We start from the raw sequence: 16,776 nt of genomic DNA on the forward strand, positions 1-16,776 counted from the left end.
GCACCTGGTCGAGCTGCAATCGCGTTCGATCGATACCCGCACGCATGATTCAAGCGTACCTTTTGAGGAGATGACGAGGGTGGTCGAATCCGCGCTGCAGATCCTCGACCGCGTCTTCGGTTACGACCGCTTTCGCGGCGCTCAGGCCGAGATCATCGATCAAGTGGTCGGTGGTGGGGATGTCTTGGTCCTGATGCCGACCGGCGGTGGCAAATCGCTGTGTTACCAGATCCCCGCATTGATCCGCCCTGGTGTCGGCGTGGTGGTTTCGCCGCTGATTGCACTCATGCAGGATCAGGTGGATGCACTGCGTCAGCTGGGCGTGCGGGCGGCCTTTCTGAATTCATCCCTGGCCCCGGATCAGGCGCGCGCGGTCGAGCAAGACATGCTCGATGGCGCCTTGGATCTTGTCTATGTCGCCCCCGAGCGTTTGATGACGGAGCGCTTTCTGGGTCTGCTCGAACGGGTCGAGATCGCGCTCTTCGCGATCGACGAGGCACATTGCGTTTCGCAATGGGGACACGATTTCCGACCCGAATATATTCAGCTTGGTTTGCTCCAGGAGCGTTGGCCTCGCGTGCCCCGGATCGCACTGACCGCGACTGCGGACGCGCCCACGCGCAACGAGATCCTGGCGCGTCTGAGTTTGGAAGGCGCGCGCCAGTTCGTCTCCAGCTTCGATCGACCGAACATTCGCTACAGGATCGTCGAGAAAAACGGTCCGCGCCAGCAACTGCTTGCCTTTCTGCGCCGCGAGCACCCGCAGGATGCCGGTATCGTCTACTGTCTGTCGCGGCGTCGGGTCGAGGAGACGGCGACCTTCCTGCAATCGCACGGCTTCTCGGCGCTTCCCTATCATGCGGGGCTGTCGGCCGAGATACGTCGCGCGCATCAGGCCCGTTTTCTGCGAGAGGAAGGGGTGGTCATGGTGGCGACCATCGCCTTCGGCATGGGCATCGACAAGCCGGACGTCCGCTTCGTCGCCCATCTGGACCTACCCAAGAGTCTGGAGTCCTACTATCAGGAGACCGGGCGCGCGGGGCGTGACGGTCTTCCGGCCGACGCCTGGATGACCTATGGCCTGGGCGATGTGGTGATGCTGAGGCGGATCATCGAGGACTCAGAGGCCGAGGAGCGTTTCAAGCGGGTCGAGATGCACAAGCTCGACGGCATGCTCGGTTACTGCGAGACCACCGAATGTCGGCGCCAGGTCATGCTCAACTATTTCGGCGAGACCCTGGATGCCCCTTGCGGCAATTGCGATACCTGTCTGGAGCCGGTGGAGACCTGGGACGGGACGCTCGCAGCGCGCAAGGCGCTCTCCTGTATCCATCGCACGGGGCAGCGCTTCGGCAGCGCCTATCTGGCCGATGTACTGCTTGGCAAAGATCTGGAGCGCATCCGACGTTTCGGTCACGATCAGGTCAGCACCTTCGGTATCGGCAAGGATCTGAGCGCCGATCAGTGGCGCTCGGTCTATCGCCAACTGGTCGCGGCCGGGCTGATCGAGGTCGACATGGAGGGGTACGGCGCCTTGAAGCTGACCGAGCGCAGCCGGCCATTGTTGCGCGGCGAGACCAGCATCCGACTGCGGCGCGATCCGGAGCGTCGGAAGGCTTCGGGCGGAGGCCGTTCCTCTACCGCGTTTGCGCCGAGCGATCCAGAGGCCGCTGAACTGTGGGAGTCGCTTCGGTCGCATCGCCGCGAGTTGGCCCGAGAGCAGAACGTGCCGGCCTATGTCATCTTCAACGATGCGACCCTGCGCGAACTCTTGACCTATCGTCCGCGCGATCTCGACGAGATGAGCTGTATCAGTGGTGTCGGTCAGGCCAAGCTGGAGCACTTCGGTACTGGTTTCTTGCAGGTGCTGGCCGATCACGAGGTCCGGCATGGCCGCCCATCCGCTGTGCCTCGACTGCCCTCGGCGCCGCGTCGGGCGCTGGCCCGGGACGCGAGCCTCAGCGATACCATTCGGGAGACGGTCGATCTGCTTCGCGAGGGCTTGGATCCAGAGGCGATCGCGAGCCGTCGTGGGCTCAAGCTGACCACCATCTATACCCATCTCTCGCGCTGTATCGAGGAGGACGAGCTGAGCCTCGATGAGGTGGTGACGCTCGATGCCGATGAGCGGCGCCAGATCGAGCATGCCTTCGACCAGTTTGCCGAAGGCACCGTCTCGGCTCTGAAGCCCATCTACGATCTTTTCGAGGGGCGTTACGACTACGGTCTGCTGCGATGCATGCGCGCCGGACTGTGTAAGCGCTAGCCTGTAGCCGATTGCGATGGGCGTGCCGAGCCTGCGGTTCCGTGGGCTGCGGCGAATCCTGCTAGACTCGAAATGTCGATGGCCGACCCTTCCCCCTGACTGCCGCGCGACGAGGTCGGACACCCACTCAGCTTCCCGCCAAGAGGCCTTTCATGCCGCTTTACGAGATGCGCAAATTCGTGGCGCCCGAATTCATCTTCGGTGTTGGATCGCGGAGACGCGCCGGCTATTACGCGCTCAACCTCCAGGCGAGACGTCTGCTGGTGGTGACCGATCCGGGCATCATCGCGGCCGGCTGGATCGACGACCTGATGCCAGTGATCGAGGATATCGGGTTGGAGATCTGCATCTTCAGTGCAATCACTCCCAATCCGCGCGATCACGAGATCATGGCGGGCGTCGACGTCTACCGCCGCGAGGAGTGCGACGTTATCCTCGCCATCGGGGGCGGCAGCGTCATCGACTCCGCGAAGGCTATCGGCATCGTCGTCGGCAATGGCGGACACATTCTGGACTATGTTGGGGTGGATCGCATCTCGCTGCCTGGGCCGCCGCTCATTTGCATTCCGACGACTGCGGGAACCGCTGCCGACATTTCCCAGTTCGTTATCGTCAATGACTTTAAGCGTCGCTGCAAAACCGCGATCGTGAGCAAGACCGTGGTTCCCGACATTGCGTTGGTGGACCCGGAGGTCACCCTGACCATGGATCCCTATCTGACGGCCTGTACCGGGCTCGATGTACTGACCCATGCCATCGAGGCCTTCGTTTCGACGGCAAGCTCGCCGGTGGTCGATATCCATGCGCTCGCGGCCATCGCGCTCGTCAAAGACAATCTATGCCGCGCTGTCTCCGACCCCGACGATCTGGCGGCGCGCGAGAACATGATGCTGGCCAGTCTCCAAGCGGGGTTGGCCTTTTCAAACGCCAGCTTGGGTGCGGTCCATGCTATGGCGCACAGCCTGGGCGGCTTTTTGGATCTCCCGCACGGCGAGAGCAATGCGCTGCTGATCGATCATGTGATTCGATTCAACTACGCTGCCGCCGAGGAACGCTATGTGCGTGTCGCGCAGGCTCTGGGGGTCGCGCAGGAGCGGGAATCCAGCGTCTCTCAGCGGGAGGCGCTTCTGGAGGCATTGCGATCGTTGCGCACCGCTTGCGGTATCGAGGGTGGACTCGCCGAGCGAGGGGTCTCTCGGAGCGATCTCGCCGAGCTGGCGCCGCCCGTGATCCGAGATGCCTGTATCTTCACCAATCCGCGTCGCGCAGTCCTGGCGGACATCAAGGTCATTTATGCTGAAGCTCTCTGAATTGGACGATGAGTTATTGTGGGAGCTTCAGCGCAATCGCATCATCGGGCTCGGTGAGCGCTCGTTCCGCAAGAACTATTATCCGCAGCTGCGCTGTAGCCTCTCGCGGCTCGAACGCTTTCGTGCCCTTCTGGATTGCGCCGGAGAGATGATCCTGCTGGTCGCGTTGCCGAGCGGGCAGGTGATCGACGCCAATGCGGCCGCCGCCGAGCTGTTGGATCTGCCACTGGATGGTGTGATCGGCCAGCGTCTAGACGTGCTCGGTTTCAGCCATGCCGAGGTCATCCTCGCCGAACTCGTCGGCGAACAGGCGTCCGGCGGTTCGCCGTCATTGCATCATGAGGTTGCGCTGCAGGCCGGCGATGCCCCGCGACACCTCGATCTGGTCTGTCGCGCCGCCGATCTCGATGGCGTGCTCTACGGCGTTCTGCTGGGGCGCGACGCGACCCGGCGCGTTGCAGCCGAGTCGCGTCTGCGTCTTGCCGCTCGGGTCTTCGCCGACAGCGCCGAGGGTATCCTGGTTGGTGACCGGCGCGGGCGCGTCGTCGAGATCAACCATGCCTTCGAGGCCATCACGGGATACGCGCGTGACGAGGTGATGGGATGGCCGATGCACGCCTTTGTCAGTTCCAGGCACGATCCAGGATTCTTTCGCTCCGCGCGCCAGGCCCTGAAGGCGGACAATTCCTGGCAGGGCGAGCTCTGGAGCCAGCGCAAGAATCGGGAGATCTATCCCTTGTGGCTGTCGCTCAGCCTGATCCGCGATCATCGGGGGCGGGTGCAGAATTTTGTCGCCATGTTCTCCGACATCAGCGAACGCAAGGAAAATGAGGCCCGTATCCAGCATATGGCGCACCACGATTTCCTGACCGGATTGCCCAACCGTTTTCTGCTGATCGACCGTCTGACACAGCTGCTGGCGACGGCGCGGCGCGACGGTCGGCGTTTCGCCGTGCTCTTCATCGATCTGGATCGCTTCAAGACGATCAACGACTCGCTCGGGCATCGCGTCGGCGACCGTTTGCTCTGTGCCATCGGGGAGCGGTTGCGTGGCCGGTTGCGCACCTCGGATACGGTCGCGCGGCAGGGCGGTGATGAGTTCATCGTGTTGCTCTCGTACATCGAGGGGCCGACCGAGGTGGTGCGCGTCTGCAACATGCTCCTGAGCGCCTTGAGCGAGCCCTGTCTGTTCGAGGGGCACGAGCTTTCGGTCACGCCCTCGATCGGCGTCGCCATCGGGCCGGATGACGGCACGGACAGTGACACGTTGCTCAAGCATGCCGATCTGGCCATGTATCAGGTGAAACGGCGGGGGAGGAACGATTTCGAGTTCTTCCGCAATGAGATGCGCGTCCATGTCACCACCCTGCTGCAACTGGAACGGGATCTGAGGCATGCGGTCGAGCGCGATGAGCTGGAGGTCTTCTACCAGCCTCAGATGGATCTGCGCCGTGGAGGGCTCGCGGCTGTCGAGGCCCTGTTGCGCTGGCATCACCCCGAGCGCGGTCTGGTGCTGCCTGGGGATTTCATCCCGCTGGCAGAGGAGTCGCGGCTGATCGTGCCGATTGGCGAATGGGTTCTTCGCACCGCCTGCCGCCAGCTCGCCGCATGGCGTGCCGGTCAATGGCCCGAGCTGCGCCTGGCGGTCAATCTCTCCCCGGTCCAGTTCCAGCAGGCAGAACTGATCGAGGTGGTTCGCTCCGCCCTGGATGACTCGGGTCTGGATCCCGAGGTGCTCGAACTCGAGGTGACCGAGGGCCTGTTGATGGATAACCGGGATCTCACGCTACAGGCGCTCGCGGACTTGAAGGCGATGGGCATTCGACTCTCGATCGACGACTTCGGTACGGGCTACTCGTCGTTGGTCTATCTCAAGCGTTTTCCTGTCGGGCAGCTGAAAATCGATCGTTCCTTCGTGCGCGACCTGCTCGAAGACAGGGGGGATGCCGCGATCTGCGAGACCATCATCGCGCTCGCGGGGCATCTGGATCTGGAGGTGGTTGCGGAGGGTGTCGAGCAAGTCGAGCAGCTCGATTGGCTGCGCGAGGCTGGATGTGACCGTGCCCAGGGGTATCTCCTGGGGCGCCCGATGTCGGTTGATGCGCTTGAGCGACGCCTATCCGGCGATGCCGGACTGCTTTCGCTCGGATCCGCGTAGCAGGGTATCCGTGCCGAGGGCCGGTTCGGCCCTCGGGCGTTCGTGGGGGCCGGGTTAGACCTTGCGTGCCTCCATCATGCGCTCGATGATCGGCTGGAGAATGATCTCCATCGCCATTCCCATCTTACCGCCAGGCACCACCATGCTGTTGCGCCGCGACATGAAGGAGTCGTGGATCATCGACAGCAGGTAAGGGAAGTCCACCTGTAGCTTTTCCGGATCCTTGAAGCGGATGATGACGAAGCTCTCGTCCGGCGTCGGAATGTCGCGGGCGATGAAGGGGTTTGAGGTATCGACGGTCGGAACGCGCTGGAAGTTGATGTCGGTCAGCGAGAACTGCGGTGTGATATAGCGGATGTAGTCGGGCATACGGCGCATGATCGTATCGACGATGGCCTCCGCCGAATAGCCGCGCTCCAGATTATCCCGGTGGATTTTCTGGATCCATTCCAGGTTGACGATCGGAACCACACCGACGCCGAGATCCACATGCTGCGCGATATTGTCCTCCTCGGTGACGATGAGGCCGTGCAGCCCCTCGTAGAAGAGCAGATCCGTGTTGCCGGGAAGTTCCTCCCAGGGGGTGAACTGGCCCGGCTTGAGATCGGTGTCGAGGCGGGCGTTGTGCTCTTGCGCCTCGTCGTCGCTGTGGATGTAGTAACGCTGCTTGCCGGTGCCGCTTTCACCGTAGTCGCGGAACAGCTCTTCGAGTAGGTCGAAGCGGTTGGCTGCGGGGCCGAAGTGGCTGAGGCTGCTACCTTGTTCCGTGTACTTCGCCATCTCGGCCTTCATCGTCACGCGGTCGTAGCGATGGAAGCTGTCGCCCTCGATGACAGCTGCACTGATGCCGTCGCGATAGAAAATATGCTCGAATGCACGCTTGACTGTGGTGGTTCCCGCCCCGGACGATCCGGTGACAGCGACGATAGGATGTTTTTTCGACATGTTGTCTCCCCGTTCTCTTGCTATTATTCGTATTCTTTGTGTGTATCATTAGATCCCAATGATGGCCTAATATATCATGAACGTCGCGGGCCTAAACCTGTCCTCCGCGCCGTTCAGGTCGGTCGCTTGAGGGGCGTGAAATGGCTTTCGATGTCGCGAGCGAGCGGGTTCGAATCGGCTCCGGACTCAGGGCCGATGTCGTTGCAAATCCCGATCTGCAATCCGCGCTGGTACGCTTGGTCACCTGCGTTCTCGGCGCGGCCTATATCGGCCTTGCGGCCTGGACCCACTACTACCGGATCGATGTCTCGCTCTATCTCACGGTCTTCGGCATCTATCTGTTGACCAGTCTGGCCCTGTTGGTTAGCGTCATCCGGCACCCTGGATGGCGAGTGCGGCGTTATCTGGCGCTATCGCTCGACGTCATCGTCGTCAGTCTGGCGATCTTGATTACCCAGGATGCCATCAGTCCCTTCTATCTCCTCTATATCCTCATCTTCATCTCGGCCGGCACCCGTTTCGGTCGGAGGCACCTGATCTTGGCAACCCTGGTCGCGGTCGTCGCCTACAATTTCGTGTTGATTCAACTCGACGAATGGGAGCGTCATACCTATGAAGCGGCCTTTTTCCTGGTCCTGTTGATCTTGCTACCGCTCTATCAGTCTTCGCTGCTGCGTCAGATCCAGGAGGCCCGTGATCAGGCCCAGCGGGCCAACAAGGCGAAGAGCGATTTTCTGGCTGTCATGACCCATGAGCTGCGCACCCCGCTCACCGGGCTTGTCGGCATGGTGGAACTGCTGAAGACGACGCGCCTCGACGCGGAGCAGCGCGAGCATCTCCGTGATATCGACACGGCTGCGAATGCGCTCGCCATGCTGGTTGGCGACATCCTGGACCTGTCCAAGATCGAGGCGGGCAAGCTGGTGCTCGAACGCATTCCATTCGATCCGCGCGACCTGGTCCGTCAGGTGTGCGGCGTCGTTTCCAGCAAGGCACTGGAGGCTGGGCTCGAACTCGTGTGCCGCGTGGAGAGCGAGGTGCCGCGATCCGTCATGGGCGATCCCTTGCGGGTGCGTCAGATCCTCTTCAATCTCGTGGGGAATGCGATCAAGTTCACGCCGCAAGGCCAGGTGCTGCTGCGCCTGAGTCTAGAGTCGCCCGAGGCGGATCGGATGGGGGCGCGGCTGCTGTTCGAGATCGTTGACAGCGGGATCGGTATCTCGGCCGACAAGCTCGACACACTCTTCGAGCGTTTTACGCAGGTCGATGATTCGACCACGCGCCGTTTCGGCGGCACGGGTCTCGGTACCACGATCGCGCGCGATCTGTCCGGTCTGATGGGCGGTTCGATTGAGGTCGCAAGCGAGGAGGGTCGGGGAAGTCGGTTCTCGGTCCGGCTGCCGCTGGTCGAAGTCGATGACCTGCCGCTGGCGCCGGATGTGGATTGGGGTCTTGCCGGATTGCGCGTGCTGGTGATCGAACGCAATGACCTGCAGCGTGCTTGTGTCCAGGACGCCTTGGAGTCGGCCGGCTGTGTGTTATCGAGTGCGGCCGAGTCCCAGAAAATTGCGCGCGGGGCAGGGGGTTGCGATCTGCTCGTGATCGGCGATCCGCCGACCGGGTGCGATCTCGCGTCGGAGTTGTCCGAGGTCCGTCGGGCGTTGGCTGCCGAGCCGCCCTGTCTCTTGCTCACCTATGCCGGTCGTCGTCCCATTCCTCGCGCGGATACGCTGAGCTACTTGAACAAGCCGTTTCTGGCCGAGGATCTGCTGCGGCGCGCCAGTGCATTGATGGGGCGTCTGCCGGAGAGCGTCATGGCTCGGGATCGGGACATGCAATCGGCCTTGGTCGAGACCGAGTCGGCGGGCGGCATCCGGGTCCTGGTCGCCGAAGACAACCCGCTCGCGGCCAAGGTGTTGACCGCCTTTCTCTCCCGGATGGGGTTTCCATACGCGCGTTTCAGCGATGGCGAGACCGCGCTGAAGGAAGCACTGAAGGGCGTCTACGACATCGCGATCGTGGATCTGAACATGCCTAAGCTGGGTGGAATCGACTTTGTCCGACGCTATCGGGCCGAGCGCGCCGACCATCCTCTGCCGATCGTCGCCCTGACGGCGAGCGCCTCGGAAGAGGTCAGGCAAGACTGTCTGGCGGCTGGAATGGCGGGCTTCCTGGTGAAGCCCGTCAGTCCGGAGGCGCTACGCCAGACAATTGAGCGTCTGGCGCTGGTCGCTCAGCCGGTGGCGGGCTGAGTTGGCTGCGTCGTCGAGGGGACCGGTCGGGCGCGGCGCAGACCGGAAAGGCGCTTGGCCAGTTTATCGATGACGTTCTTCAGCGCGATCATCATTCCCAGTCCGATAAAGGCGCCCGGCGGGAGGATGGCGATCAGCGCGCCCTGATAGTCGTCGCTCAGGTAGAGGGTCAGATGCTTGCCGGCTTCACCAAGCAAGAGGTCCGCCTGGTTGAAAATGGTACCTTGTCCGACCAGCTCGCGTAGTGCGCCGAGCGAGGTCAGGACCAGCGTGGCACCGAGTCCGACCGCCAGTCCATCCACCAACGCGCGGTCGACGCTGTTTTTGGAGGCGAAGGCCTCAGCGCGACCGATGATCATGCAGTTGACCACGATCAGCGAGATGAAGAGCCCGAGCACCAGGTACATCTCGTAGAAGAAGGCCTGCATGATGAGCTCGACCAGGGTGACGAAGGAGGCGATCACCAGTACGAAGACCGGAATGCGGATCTCGGGCCGGACCAGGTTGCGCACCAGTGAAACGGTGGCGTTCGAGCAGACCACGACCACGGTCGTCGCCAGTCCCATGCCGAGTCCGTTGGTGGCCGAGGTCGTGGTCGCCAGCAGCGGGCATAGCCCGAGCAAACCGACCAGCATCTGGTTGTTGCTCCAGACCCCTTCTTCGACGAGCCCGGCGTAACCTTGCGAAGCCTTCATCAGTCTTGGCCTCCAGCGATCTGTTGCGGCGTTTCGGCGGCTTGCTCGAACAGCCGCTCGCCCTGTTCTTGGACGTAGATGAGCGTATTCTTGACCGCGTTCACCACCGATCTCGGGGTGATGGTGGCACCGGTGAATTGGTCGAAGGCGCCGCCGTCGCGTTTGACGCCCCATTGTTCCAGCGGCGGATCGTTCAGCGATTTGCCCTTGAAGCCGTAGACCCAGTCGGACTTGAGCTCCTCGATTTTATCCCCTAAACCAGGTGTCTCGTGGTGCGAGAGAACCCGCACGCCGCCGAGCGTGCCGTCGTGCATCACGGAGACCAGGAGTCTGATCGGACCTGCATAGCCGTCGGGCACCACGGGTTCCAGGACCACGGCGACAGGGTCTTGTCCGTGGCGGACCCGATAGACTTGGGTGGCATCGCTGCCGAGCAGATCTTTGGCCTCGACCTCGATGTGATCGCGTAGCGGGTCGTTGTCGGAGGCCCCTGCTGGCAGGATGGCGGTGAGCTTGCGCTGCATCGCCTGATACTGGTTGTCGGCGATGCGGTCGGTCACCGCCTCGTGCGTCACGGCGACCACTGTGACGCCACCGACCGCGAAGGCGCCGAGTACGGATCCGGCAAGCAAAATGGTCTTGGTCTTCATCCGCGTTTTCCCCCATGCCCAAAGACGCGTGGTTGGGTGTAGTGGTCGATCATCGGGGCGGCGATATTGAGCAGCAAGACCGAGAAGGCGATCGCGTCCGGATAGCCGCCCCAGGTGCGGATCACGTAGACGAGCGCGCCGATGCTGGCTCCGAAGATGATCTGTCCCCGTGTGGTGGTGCAGGCGGTGACCGGATCCGTCGCGATGAAGAAGGCGCCGAGGATGGCCGCCCCGCTGAATAGATGGAAAGCCGGGAAGGGATGGGTCTGTGGTTCGATGGCCCAGAAGAGGGTGGCGCAGACCAGCAGGCTCGACAGCAGGGACACAGGGATGTGCCAGGTGATGATCCGCTTCCACAGCAGATAGATCCCGCCGAGCAGGAACCAGGCCGCGACCCATTCCCAGCCGCGTCCACCGAAGGCGCCCCATAGCGGGCTCTGACGGATCTCACCCATGGTCAGGTTGCGATCCAGTTTGCCGCGCATCTCGTCGAGCGGGGTGGCCGAGGTCACGGCATCCCAGCTCAGACCCTGGGGGAGGGATCCGTCGAGGATGATTCGCAGCGACTCCGTAAAGGATAGATGGTGCTCGGTCAGCATGGTCGGGGTGAGCCAATTGGTCATGGCGACCGGATAGGACACCAGCAGGAAGACGTAGGCGGCCATGGCTGGATTGAAGGGGTTGTAGCCCATGCCGCCGTAGAGTTGCTTGACCAGCACGATGGCGAACAGCATACCCAAGAGCGTCATCCACCAGGGCAGGATGGGCGGCACCGAGATGGCGAAGAGCACGGCGGTGACGACGGCGCTCAGATCGGCGATGGCCGGGAGCGGCGAGCGTCCCCGTGCCAGGATGACGGTGCATTCGGCGGCGACGGCGAAGGTCACGGCGAGCAGGATGTTGATCAGCAGCCCCCAGCCGAAGAACCAGATCATGGCGAGGATGCCCGGCACGAGGGCCAGCAGGACCTGCAGCATGATGCTGTCGACCCGGTTGACCCGTGCGACGTGGGGAGAGGAGGCGATGAATGTCTTCATGGATTCAACGGAGGGCATCGTCGGCGAATAGGGTCTGTGTCACCGGAAAGTCAGTGGGATCCTGGGGGCGTTCCGCGTATCCGGCCGCCCGGGTCTCAGGAATCGTTTGCGGTCTCGGTTGGCGAGGCGGCGCTGGCCTGCTGCTTCGCGGCCGTCTCTGGCTTGGCCTGGGCCTTGGCCTTGGCGGCGAGCGCCTCCTTTTGCTTGCGCAGCTTGGCCTGACGCTCCTGCTCCTGGCGTTCCAATCGGGCCTGCTTGGCCGCGTGTCTGGCGCGCGCTTGCTCGGACTTGCGTTTTTCCTGCTCGCGGGACCAGATCTCGGTCTTGGCGTAGCGATAGTACTGGACCAAGGGGATGTGGCTCGGGCACACCTGGGCGCAGCAGCCGCACTCGATGCAGTCGAACAGGTTGTAGTCTTGCACCCGATCCAGGTCCTTGGCGCGGGCATGCCAGTACATCTGCTGTGGCAGCAGATTGGCCGGGCAGGCCTGGGCGCAGCGTCCGCAGCGGATGCAGGCAAGCGCGGGACCCGGGGCCGGACTTTCCTCCGGGGTGAGTGCCAGGACGCAGTTGGTCGCCTTGGTGATCGGGGTGTCGGCGTCACGCAGCGCGAAGCCCATCATGGGGCCGCCGCACACCAGTTTGCGGGGTGTTTCGCGATAGCCGCCACAGTGCGCGATCAGGTCGGAGGCCGGGGTCCCGATCGGAACCTCCAAGTTGCGTGGATTGGCGATGGCCCGGCCGGTTACCGTGACCACGCGCGAGACGAGCGGACGACCTTCCAGCACGGCATCCGCAACGGCTGCGGCCGTGCCCACGTTTTGGCAGACGATGCCAACCTGGGCCGGAATGCCCTTTGTCGGAACCTCCTTGCCGGTCAGGATGCGGATCAGCTGCTTCTCGCCGCCGCTGGGATAGAGCGTCGGGATGGGCACGATCTCCGTGTAGGTGTGCATGTCGGTCTCGGCCAGTGCGAGCCGCATCTCCTCGATCGCCTCGGGCTTATTGTCCTCAATCCCGATCAGCACCTGCTTGACCCCGAGCAGGTGGTGCATGATGCGTACACCCTCGAAGATGTGCCCCGAGCGTTCGCGCATGAGGCGGTCGTCGCAGCTGATATAGGGCTCGCATTCGGCCCCATTGATGATCAGGGTATGGATGTGGCGGTCTGTGCCCGGACTCAGCTTGACGCTGGTCGGGAAGGAGGCGCCGCCCATCCCGACCACGCCGGCCCAGCGGATGCGTTCGCGGATGAGCTCCGGATCGAGTTGCGGATAGTCGGTCATCGGAGGAGGCAGCTCGGCCCAGGCGTCCTCGCCGTCGGTTTCGATGATGGCGCAGGGAGCCATCAGCCCCGAGGGGTGCGGGATCGGATGCGACTCGATCGCGACCAGTGTTCCAGAACTCGGCGCATGCACGGGCGCGCTCACCAGTCCGGTGGGTTCGGCGATCATCTGGCCCTTCAGAACCCGTTCGCCGACTGCGACGATCACGCGGGCCGGGGCGCCGATGTGCTGTTGAAGCGGAACGACGAGACGAGACGGAAGCGCGATGGGCGCGATGGGCGCGCCATTCGACAGGGATTTCTCGTCCGGGATGTGAATACCGCCGTGGAAGGTCCAGAGACGGCGGTTCGCGATCAGTGAATGTGCAACGGCCAATCGGGTTTCCTCGCGTCAGGCGGCGGCGCGTTCGGGCTGGGACTTGGCGGTTTCTTTGAGCGGGGTGCTCGGGAAGGGCCAGCGCCAGCCGGAGATCTCCTCGGTGACCGGGACCATGCTGATGCAGTTCACCGGGCAGGGCGGCAGACAGAGTTCGCAGCCGGTGCATTCCTTCGAGAGGATGCCGTGCAGCTGCTTGGCCGCGCCGACGATGGCGTCCACCGGACAATTTTGCAGACAGAGTGTGCAGCCGATGCAGCGCTCGGGGTCGATGAAGGCGACCGCAGGCAGCTTTTCCTCGGCGTCCAGCGCCACTGGCTCGCGTCCAAGCAGATCCGCCATCGCCAGGATGGTCGCCTCGCCGCCTGGGGCGCATTTGTTGATGTCGTCATCGCCGCGCGCGACCGCCTCGGCGTAGGGGCGGCAGCCTGGGTGTCCGCATTGTCCGCATTGGGTCTGCGGCAGCAGGCTGTCGATCTGGTCGGCGATGGGATCGCCCTCGACGTGAAAGCGGATCGCCGAATAGCCGAGCATTAGACCGAAAAGGACGGCAAGTGCGGCGATAGCCAGGATAGCGGTCAGCATGAAACGTGGCCTCAGTTCGCGACCAGACCGGCGAAGCCCATGAAGGCGAGCGACATGAGTCCGGCGGTGATCAGGGCGATCGCGCTTCCCTGAAAGGGCTCTGGCACATCGGCGACGGCCACCCGCTCGCGGATCGCGGCGAACAGCGTCAGCACGAGCGAGAAGCCGATCGCGGCGCCGAAACCATAGAGCGCCGATTCGACCAGGGTGTGCTGCGACTGCTGATTGAGCAGGGCGACCCCGAGCACGGCGCAATTGGTCGTAATCAGGGGCAGGAAGATTCCAAGCAGCTGATAGAGCACCGGACTGGTCTTGTGCATGACGGTTTCGGTGAACTGGACCACCGAGGCGATCACCAGAATGAAGGCGATGGTGCGCAGATAGCCGATACCCAGGGGTTCGAGCAAATACTGGTTGACCACCCAGGTGATGACGGATGAGAGCGTCATCACAAAGGTCGTCGCCAGGCCCATTCCGGTCGCCGTTTCCAGTTTCTTGGAGACGCCCATGAAAGGGCAGAGTCCGAGAAACTTGACCAGCACGAAATTGTTGACCAGCACGGTGCCGATCAGGATGAGTGCGTATTCAGTCATGCGGACACAGGCGTGAGTGCGGAGGGCGTTGAGTGGTTGACGATATCGCTCCGGCGATTTCGCTCGGGGCTGGCCGGATTGCTCAGGACCGCGAAGGATACGCCCAGTGCACCATGGCTACAACCGAGATTCCGTAGGGTTATCCGTGATCCTGCGTGTTTAACTCAGAAAGCAGGCATTGTCTCTCGAACCCCAATGTTCGAGCGCCCTAGAGCGTCATGGAGGGCTGGTACATCGGTGCCCAGAGTCTGGGACGAGGCTTGCGATTCTGTGCGTCTATATGTCCGGTTTGGATGCTTGTTGCATTGAAAATCATCAATCGCAAATGATAATGGTTGTGATTTAATGCGCGCTGTCCGTTTCGGATATCACCCCTGGGGGTTTGCTCCAGCCCCGTTCGACGGGGGATTGGGCTGGTCCGGAACGGTCCGATCAGCGTTCCGCTCGCGCATGTCTCGGCGGCCGTGACCTAATCTGGCATCCGGAGAATCCTCAATGAAGTCTTCCTCGTCTATCTCCATCGGTGATCGGCCGAGCGGCGCCCTTGCGTTGCTCGCCATGGGGTGTGTCTGGCCAGCCCTCGCCGATGCCGAGGTCGAATCAGTGGCTCTGCCGACCGTCTATGTGACGACCGCGACCCGGACCGAGCACGCTCTCGCCACTACGCCCGCGCCGACTCAGGTCATCGATGAGGCGGATATCCTGTCATCGGGGGCCACTACGCTCCGCGGCGTGCTGGATTTGGCCCCCGGACTCTATGTCAGCCCCTCGGGGGGCAATCTCCAGATCCGCGGTCTCGGTGGCTCGGACACCCTTTATCTGCTTGACGGTCGTCGCATCCAGGGCGAGTTCAGCAATACCTTCGAGCTGGAGCGGATCTCTGCCTCCATGATCCAGCGCATCGAGATCGTGCGCGGTCCGGCCAGCATGCTCTATGGTGCCGATGCGCTAGGCGGTGTGGTCAACATCATCACCAAGCGGCCGACGACAGGGCTGGAGGGCAGCGTCGACATCCAGTATGGCGCCAATGATCGTGGCGATGGCGAGCGCGCCAATTTTTCGGCCGATCTGCGCGGAGGGGGCGAGCAGTTCGGATTCAGTCTCTATGCCAGCCATCTGAATCGCCAGCCCTATTCCGAGCGCGAAAGAGCGTGGGTCAAGGTGCCGCGATCCGGGTCCCTGATTTCGCCGTCCTCGCATCCGAACGGGATGATCCGTAAGGGACTCCCAGACAGCTACGAGGTCGACGTCGATTACCGTGACCAGGCGGACGTCGACACCGTTGGCGGTACCCTGGAATGGCGCTTCAACCCCGATCTCAAACTGACCCTCGACCTCAATGCCATGCACGAAGAGCGCGAGGGCACCTATGTCAGTAGCCGTTACGCGACCAACTACCGCGCTGCGGGCAAGCGCATCCAGGCGGCCAGCATTCCGGCCACTCAGTTCGACGACAACGATCGGATGGATACGGCCGTCACGCTGGATTGGTCGGTCATGGAAGGGTTGGATCTGAGCTATCGACTGCATTATGGCCGTTACGAGAAGGATCGCGTGGTCTACGCCGTCCACTATGCTGATCTCGGCTATTCCACGCGGGATGCATCGGCGAGTTCGGTGAACCGCTCGACCATGACCCAATGGACCAACGAGCTGACCGCCGTCTGGCGTCCGAATGCCGCTCACACCTTGGTCGGTGGTCTTGAGCACCGGGACAAGGAGGTCGACTCGACCGCGATGGACCTCGATACGCGCACCTTCGATTCCGTCTTCCTGCAGGATGAATGGCAACTCTTGCCGAGTCTAAACGTTGTCTATGGGACGCGTTACGATGACGACTCGGTGGGTGGCTCGCACCTGTCCTTTCAGGCCGGCGGGGTTTGGGCGCTCTCGCCCTTGGCCCGGATTCGCGCGAATTTTTCCCAGGGCTACAAGTCCCCGGATGACCGCAGCCTCTATGTCAATCAGGTGAACCCGCAGGGCGTGCCGATGCTCGGGGCCGAGGTGATCGCCCCTGATCAGGGCAAGACCAGCGCCCATACCTTGGACCCCGAGTCCAGCGACACATTCGAGGTCGGGATGGCCGGCGGAACCACGCGCTGGGACTATGGCGTCACGCTCTTCCAGACCAAGGTCGAGGACCGTATCGAGAGGGTGCGCGAGCGTACGGGTCTCATGATCTACAACACCTTCCGCAACATCAGCGAGGCGCGCATCCGGGGTGTCGAGGCCGAGGGCTCGATCGGTTTGACCGATGATCTGAGGGCGCGTCTTGCTTTCACCCATCTGGATACCGAGAACCGCAGTACCGGCGATCCGTTGCTCGATACCCCGGAAACCCTGGCCAACGTAACGATGGATTATTCCCCTGGAGCCGATTGGCTGCTGCAGGCGATCCTGACCTATACCGGCGAGCAGCGTTATTCGGGAACCGACGGCATCGAAACGGTCGCCGGCTACACCTTGGTCCATCTCAAGGCGAGCTATAATCCGCCGACGCTGCATGGGGTGGAACTGTACGGCGGTATCGACAATCTGCTCGACGAGAAGATCGATACCGCGCTGGGGTCTGATCCCGGCCCCTATGCCTATCTAGGTGCGCGCTACCGTTTCTGAGGGATTCG

12 protein-coding genes are annotated in these 16,776 nt (G+C 62.7%); 5 read left to right on the top strand and 7 right to left on the bottom strand.

Translation table 11 applies throughout. The annotated features are described in order from the left end of the window. Positions 1-70: 70 nt before the first annotated feature. From recQ to THIDRDRAFT_RS13915, 3 genes are all read left to right on the top strand, one after another. A complete protein-coding gene (gene recQ, locus THIDRDRAFT_RS13905) occupies positions 71-2,266 on the top strand; it encodes a DNA helicase RecQ (protein ID WP_040844897.1) in 2,196 nt (731 codons plus the stop codon). 152 nt (positions 2,267-2,418) lie between these two features. Continuing rightward, complete coding sequence (gene ercA, locus THIDRDRAFT_RS13910) at positions 2,419-3,576, top strand: alcohol dehydrogenase-like regulatory protein ErcA (protein ID WP_007041498.1); 1,158 nt, start codon at positions 2,419-2,421, stop codon at positions 3,574-3,576. Continuing rightward, entirely contained in the window at positions 3,560-5,734 is a 2,175-nt protein-coding gene (locus tag THIDRDRAFT_RS13915) for a putative bifunctional diguanylate cyclase/phosphodiesterase (protein ID WP_007041499.1), read from the top strand. Before ercA ends, THIDRDRAFT_RS13915 begins: the two co-directional genes overlap by 17 nt. A 54-nt stretch (positions 5,735-5,788) precedes the next feature. On the opposite strand, the gene THIDRDRAFT_RS13920 is transcribed toward THIDRDRAFT_RS13915, so the two are convergent. Then, the gene (locus THIDRDRAFT_RS13920; protein WP_007041500.1) at positions 5,789-6,679 is read right to left on the bottom strand and encodes a phosphoribulokinase; all 891 of its coding nucleotides are present in this window, start codon (positions 6,677-6,679) and stop codon (positions 5,789-5,791) included. Between the two features lie 140 nt (positions 6,680-6,819). Here THIDRDRAFT_RS13920 and THIDRDRAFT_RS13925 point away from each other — a divergent pair, with 140 nt between their 5' ends. Then, complete coding sequence (locus tag THIDRDRAFT_RS13925; RefSeq protein WP_007041501.1) at positions 6,820-8,931, top strand: ATP-binding protein; 2,112 nt, start codon at positions 6,820-6,822, stop codon at positions 8,929-8,931. On the opposite strand, the gene THIDRDRAFT_RS13930 is transcribed toward THIDRDRAFT_RS13925, so the two are convergent. The 6 genes from THIDRDRAFT_RS13930 to rsxA form a co-directional block, all read right to left on the bottom strand. Next, the gene (locus tag THIDRDRAFT_RS13930; protein WP_007041502.1) at positions 8,913-9,626 is read right to left on the bottom strand and encodes an electron transport complex subunit E; all 714 of its coding nucleotides are present in this window, start codon (positions 9,624-9,626) and stop codon (positions 8,913-8,915) included. The genes THIDRDRAFT_RS13925 and THIDRDRAFT_RS13930 overlap by 19 nt on opposite strands. Beyond that, positions 9,626-10,276, bottom strand: coding sequence for an electron transport complex subunit RsxG (gene rsxG, locus THIDRDRAFT_RS13935; protein ID WP_007041503.1), 651 nt, complete (start codon positions 10,274-10,276; stop codon positions 9,626-9,628). The genes THIDRDRAFT_RS13930 and rsxG overlap by 1 nt, the downstream gene beginning before the upstream one ends. Beyond that, positions 10,273-11,313, bottom strand: a complete 1,041-nt coding sequence (rsxD, locus tag THIDRDRAFT_RS13940; RefSeq protein ID WP_007041504.1) for an electron transport complex subunit RsxD — start codon at positions 11,311-11,313, stop codon at positions 10,273-10,275. The genes rsxG and rsxD overlap by 4 nt, the downstream gene beginning before the upstream one ends. A gap of 95 nt (positions 11,314-11,408) precedes the next feature. Then, complete coding sequence (gene rsxC, locus THIDRDRAFT_RS13945) at positions 11,409-12,974, bottom strand: electron transport complex subunit RsxC (RefSeq protein WP_007041505.1); 1,566 nt, start codon at positions 12,972-12,974, stop codon at positions 11,409-11,411. A gap of 15 nt (positions 12,975-12,989) precedes the next feature. Continuing rightward, positions 12,990-13,559, bottom strand: a complete 570-nt coding sequence (gene rsxB / locus THIDRDRAFT_RS13950) for an electron transport complex subunit RsxB (protein WP_007041506.1) — start codon at positions 13,557-13,559, stop codon at positions 12,990-12,992. Between the two features lie 11 nt (positions 13,560-13,570). After that, positions 13,571-14,152: an electron transport complex subunit RsxA gene (gene rsxA / locus THIDRDRAFT_RS13955; RefSeq protein ID WP_007041507.1), complete on the bottom strand. Its 582-nt coding sequence runs from the start codon at positions 14,150-14,152 to the stop codon at positions 13,571-13,573. 495 nt (positions 14,153-14,647) lie between these two features. On the opposite strand from rsxA, the gene THIDRDRAFT_RS13960 reads away from it, so the two are divergent. Continuing rightward, positions 14,648-16,768, top strand: a complete 2,121-nt coding sequence (locus THIDRDRAFT_RS13960; protein WP_007041508.1) for a TonB-dependent receptor plug domain-containing protein — start codon at positions 14,648-14,650, stop codon at positions 16,766-16,768. Positions 16,769-16,776 lie beyond the last annotated feature (8 nt).

It is taken from the genome of Thiorhodococcus drewsii AZ1, assembly GCF_000224065.1.
Taxonomy (GTDB): Bacteria; Pseudomonadota; Gammaproteobacteria; order Chromatiales; family Chromatiaceae; genus Imhoffiella; species Imhoffiella drewsii.

Bases quoted from the DNA above. Each gene is read 5' to 3' on its own strand.
- THIDRDRAFT_RS13925 (WP_007041501.1), top strand. From the start codon at position 6,820: ATGGCTTTCGATGTCGCGAGCGAGCGGGTTCGAATCGGCTCCGGACTC.
- rsxG (WP_007041503.1), bottom strand. From the start codon at position 10,276: ATGAAGACCAAGACCATTTTGCTTGCCGGATCCGTACTCGGCGCCTTC.
- THIDRDRAFT_RS13960 (WP_007041508.1), top strand. From the start codon at position 14,648: ATGAAGTCTTCCTCGTCTATCTCCATCGGTGATCGGCCGAGCGGCGCC.
- rsxA (WP_007041507.1), bottom strand. From the start codon at position 14,152: ATGACTGAATACGCACTCATCCTGATCGGCACCGTGCTGGTCAACAAT.
- rsxB (WP_007041506.1), bottom strand. From the start codon at position 13,559: ATGCTGACCGCTATCCTGGCTATCGCCGCACTTGCCGTCCTTTTCGGT.
- THIDRDRAFT_RS13915 (WP_007041499.1), top strand. From the start codon at position 3,560: ATGCTGAAGCTCTCTGAATTGGACGATGAGTTATTGTGGGAGCTTCAG.
- rsxD (WP_007041504.1), bottom strand. From the start codon at position 11,313: ATGAAGACATTCATCGCCTCCTCTCCCCACGTCGCACGGGTCAACCGG.
- THIDRDRAFT_RS13930 (WP_007041502.1), bottom strand. From the start codon at position 9,626: ATGAAGGCTTCGCAAGGTTACGCCGGGCTCGTCGAAGAAGGGGTCTGG.
- THIDRDRAFT_RS13920 (WP_007041500.1), bottom strand. From the start codon at position 6,679: ATGTCGAAAAAACATCCTATCGTCGCTGTCACCGGATCGTCCGGGGCG.
- ercA (WP_007041498.1), top strand. From the start codon at position 2,419: ATGCCGCTTTACGAGATGCGCAAATTCGTGGCGCCCGAATTCATCTTC.
- recQ (WP_040844897.1), top strand. From the start codon at position 71: ATGACGAGGGTGGTCGAATCCGCGCTGCAGATCCTCGACCGCGTCTTC.